Below are 13,779 nucleotides of genomic sequence, written 5' to 3'. Positions count from 1 at the left end.
AAGGAGGAATCCCGAATGAGTAAAACGTTTGTGGTCGTAGCTGAGGTCCGCGGTGGCAGCCTGCGTCAGGTTTCGTTGGAAGCGCTTCAGGCGGCATCCATTGCCAAAAATGAAGGAGACGCCGTCGCTGCCGTGTTGATCGGGTCGCAAATTACGACCCTTGCTGCAGATCTGGCGGGCTATGTGGATGGCCGGGTCTACGCCGTGGACCACCCCGAGCTGGAGATCTACAACGCTGAAGCTTATTTTGATGTCGTGCAAAACGTGTTTGAGCAGGTGACGCCTGACGTGGTCATCCTTGGCCATACGGCACTGGGCCGGGATCTTGCGCCGAAAATCGCTGCCCATTTGGGTGCCGGACAAATTTCAGACGTGACGGCGATCGAGCAGAACGGTGGCGAAGCGGTCTACACCCGGCCGATTTACGCAGGCAAAGCGTTCGAGCAAAAGTCGTTCACTGGCGGCCCGCAGGTCGTGACGATCCGCCCGAACAATCTGTCTCCCGCACCAAGCGTATCTCCGCCTGGGGAGATCATCGAGATCGATTACGCCCCTTCTGGCTCCCTCCGCTCGATCGTAAAGGACATCGTGCGCAAGACGTCCGGCAAGGTTGACCTGACCGAGGCGAAAATTATCGTTTCGGGCGGCCGCGGCGTCAAGAGTGCCGAAGGGTTCAAGCCGCTTGAAGAGCTGGCGGATGTGCTTCACGGCGCGGTGGGCGCTTCCCGGGCGGCTTGCGATGCAGGCTACTGCGACTATTCGATGCAGATTGGCCAGACCGGCAAGGTCGTGACGCCGGAGATCTATATCGCCTGCGGCATCAGCGGCGCGATCCAGCATTTGGCGGGGATGAGCCAGTCGCGGGTCATCATCGCGATCAATAAGGATCCCGAAGCACCGATTTTCAAAGTGGCGGATTACGGTATTGTCGGGGATCTGTTCGAGGTCGTGCCGCTCCTCACCCGCGAGTTCCGCAAGGTGCTAGTTTAACAGCTCTAACGGCTCGTTGGACGTGATGAAGCCACATCGTTTCTATATCTAAAAGCAAAAGCATTCGTCAGCCGGTTCACCACCGGTCTGACGAATGCTTTTTCCTTGTCTTGTCGTGTATGAATCGCTGTTCAAAGGGACAACGCGGCAGCTCAGACGTTTGCCGAAGCTAAAGCTTCTTTAATCTTCCGGTTCACCCATTCGCGCTTGGCGATCAGCCATTCTTCTTCGCGCGGGTAGCGGCTGAACGTGATCGGCTCGGGCAAATCTTCTTCCAGCGCCTTCAGCACATTCTCCCTGCCGATTTTCGATTCGAGCAGCTGGAGTGCACGCAAATCCTGCAGCGCTTCGTTCATGACCTCAAGCCGGATCGATTCGACCGGCACGCCGCCCGGTCCCGGATATACAATAAACGGATCGCCTGACGGAAAAGCTTTGCCTGCATCGGTCGTTTCATACGGATCGATCTCGCCTTTGGAGTATTGCGAATAATAGAAGTTATAACCCCAATGCAAAAATCCGGCGGCGTCAAACTTGTACAGCTGGTAGCCCAGAATCCGATTGCGGGCCGAAGGGAAGCACATGAAGCGGTTAGCCACCTCTTTATATTGGGAACAGCAATAGTACGTCCAGAGCGGCTGGACGTTATGCTCCAGAAACGGCTCGATATGGTTGCTGGCCGGAATAGGCGATTTAACCAAACCATTCTCAAAGAAATCATAGTCCGACAGGGCGTCGATGATCGGGAATCCTTGCAGCAGACCGCCCAGCAGCTTGCTCGCATAGCCATAAGACTCCAGGTGATCCGTCCCAGGCTCATCGGAGATGTGGAAATAGCTTCGTTCCGACAGGTCATTGGCATGAATCCATTCCGTTAGCGCCGGAACAAACTGCTCCAGGAACAGACGATACGATTCACCGGTGGCATCGGTCTCCCATCCGAAAATCTTCTGTGGATTTCCGTCTACGGATGCGATGATCTTCGGCGCATGCTTCGCCCCCCACTGCGTGAACAAATGGGAAAATTCAAAATAGCGGATGCCCTTCTCATCACACAGCTCAACCCATCTTGCGAGCCGGTCAAATCCGAACTCGTATTGATTTTCTCCTGTGACGGCCACATCCACAAGCTGAACCGTCGGCCGCTCCCCGCCGACCTCGGTGTCCAGCGGCGGCGTAAAGACGGGCGTCAGAATCATGTTCATGCCATGCTTTACGGCCGTATCAATGAATTGACCGATCACCTGCCAGTGTTCTTCACTGAATACGTCCAGATTGTAATAGGTCGCCAGGCAGTCTGCATGGAACCATTCGGTATGTATCAGCTTCTGGGGAGGCAGCTCCTCCGGAATCAGCTCCAGCTGAAAAGTCTCCACTCCGGCAACTTCCCCATCCCCGGATGCAAAACGGACGGTGATCGGATAGCTGCCCGCCGGCGTCTGACCATTCGGCTGAAGCGTGATCCACACACTTTGCCACTCTCCCGGTACGGCCGGAATAGTTTGTTCTTCATCCAGCGGATACAGTGGATCCGGAAATAGTCCCGGTTCGGCACGCAGGACATGTTCATCGTGATCCGGATATACAGGAAGTCCGGACGGCACGAGGCCAACGCGGCGTACCGTAACCTGCAGTGCGGCCGGAGCATCTACGATGACTCTGAGATCGTTCACCGGGCCTTCCGTCCGGTAAGCGGCTTGAAAAGCATACGTTTCGTTGCTGAGCATCGACCCGCCTGTCACGGGATGTTCGGTTCCCTGTCCATCCGGAAATACTTTGGATAACGAGCTGAGAAGCCTAGTCTGAAATACTTGATTCTGATTCATTGAGCCAATGATCCCTCGCTTTCAAACGGTATGCTGTATCCTTCGCTGTCCATCCCCGGCATCCTCTTTAAAAAATCCAAAAATAAATATTTTTTTAATCTGCAAACACTTCCCCATCTTCCGGAATGATTACCCGGCTGCTGTATCCTGCCTTCTCTATCGCATCTCTAAGGTCATCCCTTGTTACAAAGCAGTGATTGATCGCTTCCATGTGAACGGAAGCCACTCGGGTATCTGGTTGATGGCGCAGAAGAGCAAGCACGTCATTCTCATCCATAATGATCGGGTCCCCCGTCACGAAGCGGGCGCCGCCGGCGTTAACGATTGTCAGATCCGGCTGGTAAGCATCAAGCGCTTCTTCAACATCACGGCACCATATCGTATCGCCTGCAATGTAGACCGTCGGCTCGCCTTCGGCTTGAAGGACAAAACCGCATACTGGCCCCATCTGTTTCCCGATTTCTCCCGTTCCGTGCTGGCCTCCGGTACGGGTCACAGTGATTCCTTGAAACGTAACGCTGCTTTCGACCGGTGTCGTGTCGGTAAACCCGGCTGCCCGGATCTCACCTTCGTCCTCCGGCTGGCAGAATACCGCAGTCTCCTTGCTGATTTGCTTCTTGGCAGGCTCATCCCAGTGATCCGGATGCCGGTGGGTGACCAGCAGCGCATCCGGCTGCACGAGCTTTTCCACCTCCACTGGCAGGGGTACCCGCGGGTTGCGCAGTTCGTTGGCGGTATTGATTACCGGCGGATTGGCCTCCTTCTCGCTAAACATCGGATCGACGAGAAGAGTTACACCGGCATATTCAATAAACAATGTGGCATTGCGGATCAATTGAATTTTCATTTCCATTCACTCCCGGTTTGGTTTATGATTCTGTTATTCACGATACCAGTATAAATCAGGAAAACGTGTTCTTTACATAGCCTGGCGAAACGATATTGGTAGCTATATTTTCACGGTGAAAGGAATGAAGGGCAAGATGAGCAAACAAGATATCGATGAGATCGACCTTAAAATATTGCAGCTGCTGGTGGAAAATTCTCTCCAGTCCAACAAGGAGATCGGAGAAAAGGTACATCTCACTGGTCAGGCGGTGGGTGCCCGCATCCGGAAGCTCCAGGATCTGGAAGTGATCGAGGGTTATACACTTCGGTGCAATCCGGGCAAGCTCGGACTCCAGGTCAGTGCTTTTATTACGGTCTTTATGAAATCCGCGGATACGCATACTTCGTTCCAGCATTACATCCAGCGTACCCAGTCCATCGTGGAGGCACACCGGATCAGCGGTGAAGGCTGCTACCTCCTTCGGGTGCAGGTGCCAACCCCTATGGACCTCAATGACCTTCTGGGCGAGATGGTTCAGTTCGGCAATTATAAGGTCAATTTGTCCATCGGCCAGCTAAAATAGCCCATCAAAAAAAGAGCTCCCCATCCCTGTTCGAGATGGAATAGAGCTCTTTTTTTTGGAGAGTCTATAACCTTTTTTAATTGGCTTGTTACCCCAATTTAGATGCATCAGGAGCGAAAAAGGTTATGCAGCTTGAACATTTACCAATTACAGTAACTCAAAGTTAAGATCCGGTGAATGAGCAGCGGTTACCGGCTCTATTGGTGTTTCCAGATAACCCAATTCCAGAACGGCGACGATCCGCTCCTCTTGGTGAACACCATAACGATGGGCGGATGCTCGATCATAAATCCAATCGTTCATCGTCACTCGGACGTGGAGCTTGCTCTCCTGAGCAAGCAGATGGAAATTTTGCATAAGGCAGCATGCGGCCGCGAAATCTTCTTCCCTTTTATGAGGATCTCGCTCTTCTTTAATCACCAGGATCAAATATGTCGGCGCCTCCTCCTGTAATCCGGCCATAATATCTGTGCTGCCTGACCCGATAAATATAAAACGCCACGGCTCCCGCAGTCCGTCATTCGGAGCCCATACGGCCACATTTAACAGATCCAGGACATGACTTTCAGGAACGGGCCGATTGCTGTAGTTTGATGTAAGTCCTTTATTTGAGACACCGGTGATGTTCATGAGTTCGCCTCCTTATCCCGTTATGATCGTCCATTTCTTTTCTGCACGTGTCCTGGCTCTGGCTTTCGGTATTTTGTCAAAATATCCGAGGTGTAAAATTCCCACCAGTTTCTCCGTTGGTTTCATCTGGAAAAGGTGGAATAACTCCCGGCTCTGCATCATCGGCTCCGTATCCCATAGGGTGCCAAGCTGCCGTTGCCAGGCAAGCAGCTGGAAGTTTTGCATGATCCCGCAAACTGCAGCGTAATTCATGTCATTTGTCCTTCTGTCCTCATTCGTGCTGGCAATAACAGCCAAATGACCGGGTATTTCCGTTACTCTTTTTCGGACAAAATCCCGAATTTTTTCCGGCAGCCATTTGACCAGTTTGTTCTTCACCAAGGGCTCAAGCATGCAGGCAGCGAGACGTTCCCTGGATTCCGCCGTTCCTGCATATACGTACCGGTAACTTGAAGCCTCGCCGGAAGGATAAGGATATAAGCCTTGCGCTTCGCGGAGCAACTCCCGCACAAGTTCCTGATCCACCTCGGGAGAGGATTTAAACCTGCGGATGCTTCTGCGCTCTTGGATGATTTTCGCCCATTCCATGATTCGAACCCTCCTGTTCATTCAGACTTGAAAACCGCCTATGATGTGATTCCCCACTACTGAAGCATTACAGCCTCGCGAATCACTCGTCGGTTCCAAGTACTGCATCCTGGCTTGCTATTTTGAGTTGGTTAAAACCATTTGTTTCATTTGAAACAATAAATGTACGTGAAAGGAATGCTCATCGTTCTGCCTTAAGCCTATTCATGGAAAGATGTACTTTTCAGAATCGATCGTTCCTTTAAAAGAGATAAATGTATCTTTGGATAAAAAAATAATTTGATTGTAACAGTTAAAATGCTTCCGATACTCTCAATTATTTATTCATACGAAACAATATTATTGTATAGATTTATCCGGCCTCTGTCAATTCCGTTTCATCGCTTGTATCGGCCATCCAGCGTGGATACGCCGACGTAAGTCGTTAAAAGGCTCTGTTCGACGCGGTTCACACTTACCAGGATGTTAGTACCTGTACTAAAAGTGCGTACTTACAGCGGGGCGAGGTATTTTTTATACTCAATACGAAGTCATTATCGAACAAAGGAGGACCAATCCGATGAAAACCTTAGTGATCGTATCGCATCCAAGCATTGAAACGTCTGTCATTAATAAACGATGGGTCCAAGAGCTCCATAAATACCCGGAAAAATACACGGTCCATGAGTTGTACAAAGCTTATCCTGACCAATCTATCGATGTGGAAAAAGAGCAGCGTTTAGTGGAAACGCATGACCATTTAATGCTGCAGTTTCCAATCCAGTGGTTCAACTGTCCGCCTCTCCTGAAACAATGGCTGGACGAAGTGCTGGCATACGGCTGGGCTTATGGTTCGAACGGTGGCGACAAGCTAAAGAACCGCAAAGTCGCTCTTGGCGTCTCTGCAGGGATCAAAAAAGCGGATTACAGCGAAACAGGCAGGTACCGGTGTACACTTGAGCAAATATTGGTTCCGTTTGAAACGACCTTCCGGTACTGCAATGCGGATTATCGTTCGGTGTTTGCATTCTACGGTACGGAGAGCGAGCCTGGTGAAAATGTGCCGGGAGCGGAAGCCGATCAGCCCCTAGACGAACTGGAACAAAGCGCGCAGGACTATTTGAAGTTTATCGACTCCCTCTAAGCCGGCAAATGGATTGGGCCATTAAAAAAGAAGTATCTCCCTGTAAGGGAAATACTTCTTCTAATGAGCCGTATTACGGGATGCCTATCGCTGAACAGCCTCAACGCCGGGAACCACGTTTTTCTCCCCCCACTCGCACATCAGATTCAGGACAGGGATGAGGGAAAGACCCCGTTCGGACAAGGAATATTCGACCTTCGGGGGAACCTGAGGAAATTCCTTGCGTATGACCAGGCCATCCGCCTCCATTTCTTTTAACATGACGCTAAGCGTTTTAAAGGAAATGGTTCCGATACTCCGCTGGAGTTCATTAAAACGCATCACTTGATGTTCGGACAACCAGTACATGATGATCATTTTGTATTTGCCGCCGATTAAGGACAGCGTATATCCAAATCCGGTGTCTTTGAGCTTAACGCCGCCCGGAACACAGGTTTCCCGCACAGGAGCACCTTCCTTTCGCCAAGACGATCTGTTTTCATTATATATGCTAAGTTCTTCAGCGTAAAAGGATGTGCAGGGGATAAAGGCGGCTTGCCCGGTAATCGATGCTTACCCATCAAAAGATGCTTACCTATACATTTCTGCCGTATGCCTCAATCTGCGTCAGGGCCGGAAACGGCGTCTCATCGCCTTTGATCAATCGCTTGAGTACCAGCCATTCGACCGTGCGGGGAGAGATGTCAAAGTATTGGATGCTGCGGATTTTTGCAGGATGGAGCTGCTCCTCTGACCCGTCGGAAAAAGCGACCGTTACTTCTTTCCACCAGCTGTCATGCGGAAAATCGCCGCGTAATACAAGGCCCAGCCGGTCAAGCTGCACCTTACGACCGAAATCCAGTGTCAGCTCGGCATCCGGCTGCTGGTTAATTCCCCAGGATTGATACGGGTAAGAACCGTGACTGTAATTGGCATAGACGCCGTCGATGGCGTTGCGGGCAAAGAAGGTCGGGTCGTTTCGGGTTTCGACATTCGCATGAGCATGCGGGAAAGCGCCCGATTCCTGCTTCTGGTCATGAGGGTTTAAGGCCAGATTGCGGTACTGGCTAATCTCATTCTCCGTCGCATACCGGGCAGTAACATAATGCTTCGATCCGGCAAAAGCGTTCTCGGGATATGCTCGTTTGTACGCCAGCGGAATCTCGTATTCCCATGTGGTTCCCTTTACATAAATGAAAGACGGATTGAGCGTCTCATCCATCTGAACCACGATATACGAATCCGGCTGTTCCATCGTAACTCTAAACTTGTCGCCCTCGGTGTACTCCACACGCTGGCAGGCCAGATGCGTAAACCCTTCTTCTTCCCGTTCCATCAAATGGACATGCGTCATTTGCGAATCGCTGTACTCCTCCGTCCTCACTTCATCTTGACGATTCAATAATTCGAGCTTGATTGTCGGCATCATCGTTCTCTCCCCATTTCAGAGTATCAAATGAACATTATTGGATTGATATAAACTAATAAGAACATTATATAACGGTTCATATGAACGCTAAAGAGATTTTTTAAGATTATAGAATTTATAAAATTCAGCGAAGCTGAACCATTCTATAATCGCAAGAAAAACTTCAGCTAAACGCGGTCTGTCTTCTTTGAAGGTACATCGATAGACGTTTTTCTTATCATCACCTGGTGATCCTTCAGCTTCATTGGGCAAGAAGATGGTTGTAAACCGAACGGCAGACCCTTAATCGTCCTAAAATCCGGTTCCCCGTTTATTTGTGCCAAAAGCGCCCTAACTTACAGCGTTTTTTGTTATACTAAAATTGCATTAAATCTATATTTAATGCAATTTATCTTTAAATCGATCAGGTGGGTGCCAAGCTGATGAAATATACGGAAGTTTTTGAGCAATATGAACGCGAAACGAAGCTGTTTGTTTCCTACATGAAGGATCGTGAATATTCACAAGAAACGCAGAATGCTTATTTTCATGATCTCAAGCATTTTTTGACGTCGCTGGACGGCAAAGCCGTCTCGGAAGTTTCGGAGATCGATGTGATGTATTTCCTGACCCGTGTGCGTGAAAGCGGCGCAGGCGCCCGGTACCGCAACCGGTGCCAGTCGGCCATCCGTCTCTTTTATAAAGTCATGATTCGATTCAAGCTAACGGACCATAATCCGGCCATGAATATTGAAAAAGCAAAGGTCGAGAAGAAAAAACAGCCCGTGTATCTTCAAAAGCAGTTTCTCGATGCATGCCTGGGACTGGTTGAAGGAAGATATATGATTCGAGACGTTGCGATCGTTGCTCTGATGGCCTATGCGGGACTTCGTGTCAGTGAGATCGTGAAGTTAAACATTTCGGACTTCGATCAGGTAGGGAATAACATCGGTGTGCTCGGAAAAGGCGGGAAATGGCGCTACATCCCCCTCCCTGCTGAAATGACCCACTTGCTGCAGAAATGTCTGAACGAGCGGATCCCTCCCCGGAATGCCAAGGAAACGGCTTTTTTTATTTCCCAATTCCGGCGCCGCATCAGCAAACGAATGGTACAGAGTATCGCGGAAAAAACCTTTCAAGCCCTGTTCGAAAAGTATCCGCATTTATCGGGAAGAACGCTGTCCGCCCATAAGCTGAGACACTCCTTCGCTACGGATTTGCTGCACAACGGAGCTGACCTGCGGACGGTTCAAGAGCTGCTTGGCCATGAGGATATTTCCACGACCCAGATCTACACCCACGTATTGGATGAGGCCAAAGAACGTGCGATGAATAATATCCGGCTGGCCATTCCAGAGGAGTTGTTGAATGGACAAGCTTAAACGGGCTGCAGAATTTATTTGGGGAACGCAAAAAGCTCCCGAATGACCGACCTGAGCCGTACAGGTCTTTTCATTGGGAGGATGGGAAAAAAGCTACCCTTTAAGCGATCCGGTCGTCCGCTGGATATCGTTCAGCTTGGCGCCGCCCAGCAGCTGCCTCTGCATCCACTGGTTCGAGACGAGCGCATCCCCGTCCGCCTTTAGCTGATGATACAGCCGAGCGCGAAGTTCTTGAAGGATGCCGGCATGCTCCGCTTCGCTGACGACATTATTCAGCTCGCCGGGATCAGATTGCAGCTGATACAATTCGTCGATATCCGTTGGATTCCAGATGTATTTCCACTGCCTGGTCCGGATCATACGCTGCGTATACAGGCCGAACTGCTGGCCGTTGTATGTGGATATAACCGCGTCCCGCCACGGCTCAGTCAGTCCCTCACCGGCAAGCAGCGGAAGCAGCGATTTCCCCTGCAGATGGCCGGGGTTACATAACTCTAGTCCCAGGATGGACAGTAACGTCGGAGGCAGATCCAGAAAATTATACACGAAATCATCGCAGGTTTGCGCGGGATGCCGAACACCGGACCAACGAATGATGAGCGGCACACGGACGACGTCGTCATATAAAATATAATGCTTATCCATCATGCCGTGCGAACCGCACATGTCGCCATGGTCGGCGGTAAAGATGACCATCGTATTCTCTGCGGCTCCTGTGCGTTCCAGCACGTCCAGCACCTTGCCGATGGCATCGTCAAGCTGACTGATCAACCCGTAGTAACGCGCAACAATGGGCGCCCAGTCATCCCATGTAAAATGCTCCACGCCCCAGCTGAGCCGCTGCTGCCGCTGGATGTACGGCTTGCCCGCCAATGAATCCCTGAATCCTTCCCACTCCGGCACGCCTGCAGGGTCGTACATGTCGGCAAACGGCGCGGACGGCCGGCACGGCAGGTGCGGTTCGGAGAAATGAAGTGCCATATGCCAAGGCTTCCCGCTGGATTGAAGGCGTGCCAGTTCCTCGGCTGCACGGTCTGCAAACCAATGCGTCTTTGCGTCTTCCAGCGGAATGGGATTACTTTCGCCGAAGTATCCGTTTGTAAAATGCACGTCCGGGTACTTCTTCTTGGCATATTCGTCGTACTCCGCTTCACCGAGATACGAATGATATCCGTAGGCTGTCGCATCGTAATCGGGATTCACACCCCATTTCCCCAAGTAGGAACAGGAATACCCGTTCTCTGCAAGCGTCCTCGCCCAGGTGTAGGCGTCAGGAGGCAGCGCCGCAACGGGAAGCGCCCCGCTGTAGTTCCACAAGGCGCCAAACGTCTCCGGCCGTCTGCCATGAAGCAGGGACTGCCGCGCCGGGCAGCAGACCGGCAGGACGGAGTACGCATGCGAGAACGCTGCGCCATCTGCAGCCAGCCGGTCCAAATTTGGCGTGCGGACCGGATGCTTACGACTGTAGCCCACGCAGTCGTATCGAAGCTGGTCCGCGGTGATCAGCAGTACATTGGGACGCTGATTACGCATGTGCACCGCTCCTGAACTCGCTCGGTGAGCAGCCGGCATGCCGCACGAAGAGCCTGCTGAAGAACGACGGATCGTCATAGCCGACGCTGGCGGCCACGGCAATCACCTTCTCGTCCGATTCGGCCAGCATCCGCTTGGCCCGTTCAATCCGGATTTCATGGAGGACGTCGAATACGCTCTTGTGGAATTCTTCCCTCATGATGCGGTTAAGCTGGCGGGTACTGACGTTAAATAAACCGGAAAGGGATTGGAGCGTAATTTTTTTATCGAAGCTGCGCTCCAAATAACCGTAGATCCGACGGGCTGTCATCACCCGGTCCAGCTGGCGCGGCGAAGCATAGCTTTTGCGACTGTGCATTAGCGCGTAATATCGAGAGAGGAGCACCAGCAGCTCCACCAGCTGAAGCTTGATCACCGTCGTATGCCCCAGGACACGCGCTCCGATTTCCCGGATCATGCTGTCAAGCAGCGTAAGGACGGAAGCCGCTTCCTGTCCGAGCAGGTTTAAATGATGATTGAAACGGACGTCATGCTTCAGGAAAGGATGCACATAGAAGTAATCCATCGAAGTGGTAATCTCCAGCTCCCTGAGCAGCGCGTCCGATATGAAGGACGGCATGAACAGACAGTTGATGATTTCCATCTTCTCGCCTTGCTCCACGTCATAGGCATGTATCTCGCCCGGGTTGATAATGAACACGTCCCCTGCCCGGATGTCATAACGCGTTCCTTGAAAGATATGACTCCCTTTTCCCTTCACAACATAGACGAGCTCGACGAATTCATGCCCATGCTCGGCAAGCGATCCCTGCTCGGTCCGTGTGATCCAGAACGGAAATTCTTCCTTCATAAAGCCCCGGCTATTGAGAATTTCCTGCATGCAGCAGCACCTCCTTCTGACCGTTAACCGTTAATGGCAGGACGAGGCTGCCTGATCAAACCGCTCCCGCCGCGGATCCCGCTGCCATTCGTCCCAGCTCATGCCGGAAGCGGACAGAATTTGCTCGATCCGTCTCCGGAAAGGCAGCCCCGCCTCAGCAAGCTGCCGCATCATCGGGTCCTCGCGGCCGCCGAGCTTGCTGCTGACCCATTCGCCGATTTCCTGTTCGAATTGATCGGCGAGCTCCGGAAGCTGATCCGCCAGATTGTCGTTCTCCGCGGGGTCGGCAATCAGATCATACAGTTCCCTTGGCGGACGGGTAAACGGTCCAGCATCGTACGTTCGGATGAACTTGTACCTCGGTGTCCGGATGGCTCTGGCCGCCTGCCAAGCACATTCGCTCAAGAATACTTTCTCCGCTGTCCCCTCGGCTTCTCCTCGAATCGCCGGCCATAAACTTTTGCCGTCCAACCCAATAGGATCTGCTAGCGGAGCAAGGTTAATATGTGAAGGGAGCTCTTGGCGGATCGACTCCAGAATGGTCGGCAGCAGGTCTACCTGCTGAACCAGCCCATGCACTCTCTTTCCTGCAGAAATTCTGCCCGGCCAACGCATGATAAGTGGTACATGGACGGTCGGTTCATACAGTCCGCAGTGGTCCCAATATATATCGTGCTCCGTCAGGCTTTCCCCATGATCCCCGAATAGAATCAGCAGGGTATCCTCGGCAATTCCCAGTTTTGCCAGATGGTCGTCCAGCTCCTTCAACCGGTCGTCCAAATACCGGATTTCGGCGTCATAGAGCGCATCATAATAAGCACTGTCCGTTACCGGACCGACCAGATCGTAGTGGTGGTGTTTAAAAAAAGGATACGCCGGATGATTATACGCCCGCTCCATGCTGCGGTTGGCCGGATCATAGGGATCACGGCCGCTGTCGTAAAATTCGGGAATATAGTCTGCCGGCGGCAAATAAGGCGTGTGTGCATCCCAGTAATGGAGGAACAGAAAAAAATTCTCCTCCCGATGCGCCTCAATCCACGGGAATGCCAGCTCGTTGACCGTCACGCCGTCGATCCAGCGGTTGCCGCCGACGCTGTTCGTATAATAGCGGTAACCTCTGGCGAACCATTCCTTCAATTGATACAAATTGTCTACCGCCGAGGTCGTGAATCCGGCGCTTCGCAGCATTGTTGGCAGCCATGGCACCGACTTTGGCAGGTGAGCCAGCTCGGAACCATGCGATACAACGCCTGTTGTGAGTCCGATTTTGCCCGTGAAAATCCCGGTATGCGCCACTTCGGTCGGAATATCGGCGGCGTACGCCCGTTCGAAAAGAACGCCCTGGGCGGCAATCCGGTCCATATGCGGACTCGTCGGCTTGGTGTAACCATACCCGCTTAACCGGGAAGCGCGAAGCGTATCCAGCGAAATCATAATGATTTTCATCCGTCTTAGTCCTCCTAAGGAGCTGCCTTTTTTAGCGGTGCCCTGCGATTCAGCCAGGATAGAATCTGATCGCTGTTGTGCTGAAGCGAATGGGATGATGTGCAAATCGTGATGTCGGGATTGGATGGGATGTCGTAAGGGTCGGATATTCCGGTGAAATGCTTCACCTCTCCCCGCCTTGCTTTGGCATACAGGCCCTTCACGTCACGCCGCTCGCATTCCTCCAAAGGACATTTAACATACACTTCGACGAAACCCGGAATTTCTTGCCTTGCGTAGTCTCTCATTTCAGCATATGGCGTGATGGCGGATACGAGCACATGGACCCCGTTACGGGCAAGGAGCTTAGAGACGTAGGCGATTCTTTTAATGTTCTCAAACCGCTCCTCACGGCTGAACCCGAGGCCTTTGCAAATCGTTTCCCGCAGCTCGTCGCCGTCCAGCAGCTCTGCGCGGACTCCCCGCTGCAGCAGTTCATTCGCCACATAACGGGCCGTCGTCGTTTTGCCGGCACCCGAAAGGCCGGTAAACCATAATACCGTTCCTTTCTCTTCCTGCCTTATATTCATCCTTAAGTAC

At 52.0% G+C, this 13,779-nt stretch carries 14 protein-coding genes; 4 read left to right on the top strand and 10 right to left on the bottom strand.

Features of this window, described 5'->3' with window-relative positions; genetic code table 11:
• The first annotated feature begins 15 nt into the window (after nt 1–15).
• Entirely contained in the window at nt 16–990 is a 975-nt protein-coding gene (locus GCU45_RS33515; protein ID WP_152404581.1) for an electron transfer flavoprotein subunit alpha/FixB family protein, read from the top strand.
• 152 nt (nt 991–1,142) lie between these two features.
• Here GCU45_RS33515 and GCU45_RS33510 read toward each other — a convergent pair whose 3' ends face one another.
• Together GCU45_RS33510 and GCU45_RS33505 are read right to left on the bottom strand one after the other, a co-directional pair.
• Nucleotides 1,143–2,816 (bottom strand): DUF4091 domain-containing protein, encoded by a 1,674-nt coding sequence (locus tag GCU45_RS33510; RefSeq protein WP_152404579.1) that lies wholly within the window; start codon nt 2,814–2,816, stop codon nt 1,143–1,145.
• A gap of 94 nt (nt 2,817–2,910) precedes the next feature.
• Complete coding sequence (locus GCU45_RS33505; protein WP_152404577.1) at nt 2,911–3,663, bottom strand: MBL fold metallo-hydrolase; 753 nt, start codon at nt 3,661–3,663, stop codon at nt 2,911–2,913.
• Nucleotides 3,664–3,799: 136 nt separating this feature from the next.
• Here GCU45_RS33505 and GCU45_RS33500 point away from each other — a divergent pair, with 136 nt between their 5' ends.
• Entirely contained in the window at nt 3,800–4,228 is a 429-nt protein-coding gene (locus GCU45_RS33500) for an Lrp/AsnC family transcriptional regulator (RefSeq protein WP_152404575.1), read from the top strand.
• Nucleotides 4,229–4,375: 147 nt separating this feature from the next.
• Here the strand turns inward: GCU45_RS33500 and GCU45_RS33495 are convergent, their stop codons facing one another.
• The gene (locus tag GCU45_RS33495) at nt 4,376–4,858 is read right to left on the bottom strand and encodes a nitroreductase family protein (RefSeq protein WP_152404573.1); all 483 of its coding nucleotides are present in this window, start codon (nt 4,856–4,858) and stop codon (nt 4,376–4,378) included.
• Nucleotides 4,859–4,870: 12 nt separating this feature from the next.
• Entirely contained in the window at nt 4,871–5,446 is a 576-nt protein-coding gene (locus GCU45_RS33490; RefSeq protein ID WP_152404571.1) for a nitroreductase family protein, read from the bottom strand.
• Between the two features lie 559 nt (nt 5,447–6,005).
• Here GCU45_RS33490 and GCU45_RS33485 point away from each other — a divergent pair.
• Nucleotides 6,006–6,569 carry an NAD(P)H-dependent oxidoreductase gene (locus tag GCU45_RS33485; RefSeq protein WP_152404569.1) on the top strand — a complete coding sequence of 188 codons (564 nt, stop codon included), beginning with the start codon at nt 6,006–6,008 and terminating at the stop codon, nt 6,567–6,569.
• Nucleotides 6,570–6,653: 84 nt separating this feature from the next.
• Here GCU45_RS33485 and GCU45_RS33480 read toward each other — a convergent pair whose 3' ends face one another.
• Together GCU45_RS33480 and GCU45_RS33475 are read right to left on the bottom strand one after the other, a co-directional pair.
• Complete coding sequence (locus GCU45_RS33480; protein ID WP_152404567.1) at nt 6,654–7,013, bottom strand: winged helix-turn-helix transcriptional regulator; 360 nt, start codon at nt 7,011–7,013, stop codon at nt 6,654–6,656.
• Between the two features lie 130 nt (nt 7,014–7,143).
• A complete protein-coding gene (locus GCU45_RS33475) occupies nt 7,144–7,977 on the bottom strand; it encodes a discoidin domain-containing protein (RefSeq protein WP_244364719.1) in 834 nt (277 codons plus the stop codon).
• A gap of 422 nt (nt 7,978–8,399) precedes the next feature.
• Here GCU45_RS33475 and GCU45_RS33470 point away from each other — a divergent pair, with 422 nt between their 5' ends.
• Nucleotides 8,400–9,338, top strand: coding sequence for a tyrosine-type recombinase/integrase (locus GCU45_RS33470; RefSeq protein WP_152404565.1), 939 nt, complete (start codon nt 8,400–8,402; stop codon nt 9,336–9,338).
• A 93-nt stretch (nt 9,339–9,431) separates the two neighbouring features.
• Here GCU45_RS33470 and GCU45_RS33465 read toward each other — a convergent pair whose 3' ends face one another.
• Genes GCU45_RS33465 through cysC form a run of 4 tightly spaced genes read right to left on the bottom strand, consistent with a single transcriptional unit; the run spans nt 9,432 to nt 13,769 of the window.
• Complete coding sequence (locus GCU45_RS33465; protein WP_167527317.1) at nt 9,432–10,871, bottom strand: sulfatase family protein; 1,440 nt, start codon at nt 10,869–10,871, stop codon at nt 9,432–9,434.
• Nucleotides 10,864–11,751, bottom strand: a complete 888-nt coding sequence (locus GCU45_RS33460) for an AraC family transcriptional regulator (RefSeq protein ID WP_152404561.1) — start codon at nt 11,749–11,751, stop codon at nt 10,864–10,866. Before GCU45_RS33460 ends, GCU45_RS33465 begins: the two co-directional genes overlap by 8 nt.
• Before the next feature lie 30 nt (nt 11,752–11,781).
• Nucleotides 11,782–13,200, bottom strand: coding sequence for a sulfatase family protein (locus GCU45_RS33455; protein ID WP_152404559.1), 1,419 nt, complete (start codon nt 13,198–13,200; stop codon nt 11,782–11,784).
• A 14-nt stretch (nt 13,201–13,214) separates the two neighbouring features.
• Nucleotides 13,215–13,769 carry an adenylyl-sulfate kinase gene (cysC, locus tag GCU45_RS33450; RefSeq protein ID WP_152404557.1) on the bottom strand — a complete coding sequence of 185 codons (555 nt, stop codon included), beginning with the start codon at nt 13,767–13,769 and terminating at the stop codon, nt 13,215–13,217.
• Between the last annotated feature and the right edge of the window lie 10 nt (nt 13,770–13,779).

The organism is Paenibacillus cellulositrophicus (assembly GCF_009363095.1).
GTDB classification, from domain to species: domain Bacteria; phylum Bacillota; class Bacilli; order Paenibacillales; family Paenibacillaceae; genus Paenibacillus_AQ; species Paenibacillus_AQ favisporus.
This window is presented reverse-complemented; position numbering and strand designations above follow the sequence as displayed.

Bases quoted from the DNA above. Each gene is read 5' to 3' on its own strand.
- GCU45_RS33515 (WP_152404581.1), top strand. From the start codon at position 16: ATGAGTAAAACGTTTGTGGTCGTAGCTGAGGTCCGCGGTGGCAGCCTG.
- GCU45_RS33510 (WP_152404579.1), bottom strand. From the start codon at position 2,816: ATGAATCAGAATCAAGTATTTCAGACTAGGCTTCTCAGCTCGTTATCC.
- GCU45_RS33505 (WP_152404577.1), bottom strand. From the start codon at position 3,663: ATGAAAATTCAATTGATCCGCAATGCCACATTGTTTATTGAATATGCC.
- GCU45_RS33500 (WP_152404575.1), top strand. From the start codon at position 3,800: ATGAGCAAACAAGATATCGATGAGATCGACCTTAAAATATTGCAGCTG.
- GCU45_RS33495 (WP_152404573.1), bottom strand. From the start codon at position 4,858: ATGAACATCACCGGTGTCTCAAATAAAGGACTTACATCAAACTACAGC.
- GCU45_RS33490 (WP_152404571.1), bottom strand. From the start codon at position 5,446: ATGGAATGGGCGAAAATCATCCAAGAGCGCAGAAGCATCCGCAGGTTT.
- GCU45_RS33485 (WP_152404569.1), top strand. From the start codon at position 6,006: ATGAAAACCTTAGTGATCGTATCGCATCCAAGCATTGAAACGTCTGTC.
- GCU45_RS33475 (WP_244364719.1), bottom strand. From the start codon at position 7,977: ATGATGCCGACAATCAAGCTCGAATTATTGAATCGTCAAGATGAAGTG.
- GCU45_RS33470 (WP_152404565.1), top strand. From the start codon at position 8,400: ATGAAATATACGGAAGTTTTTGAGCAATATGAACGCGAAACGAAGCTG.
- GCU45_RS33465 (WP_167527317.1), bottom strand. From the start codon at position 10,871: ATGCGTAATCAGCGTCCCAATGTACTGCTGATCACCGCGGACCAGCTT.
- GCU45_RS33460 (WP_152404561.1), bottom strand. From the start codon at position 11,751: ATGCAGGAAATTCTCAATAGCCGGGGCTTTATGAAGGAAGAATTTCCG.
- GCU45_RS33455 (WP_152404559.1), bottom strand. From the start codon at position 13,200: ATGAAAATCATTATGATTTCGCTGGATACGCTTCGCGCTTCCCGGTTA.
- cysC (WP_152404557.1), bottom strand. From the start codon at position 13,769: ATGAATATAAGGCAGGAAGAGAAAGGAACGGTATTATGGTTTACCGGC.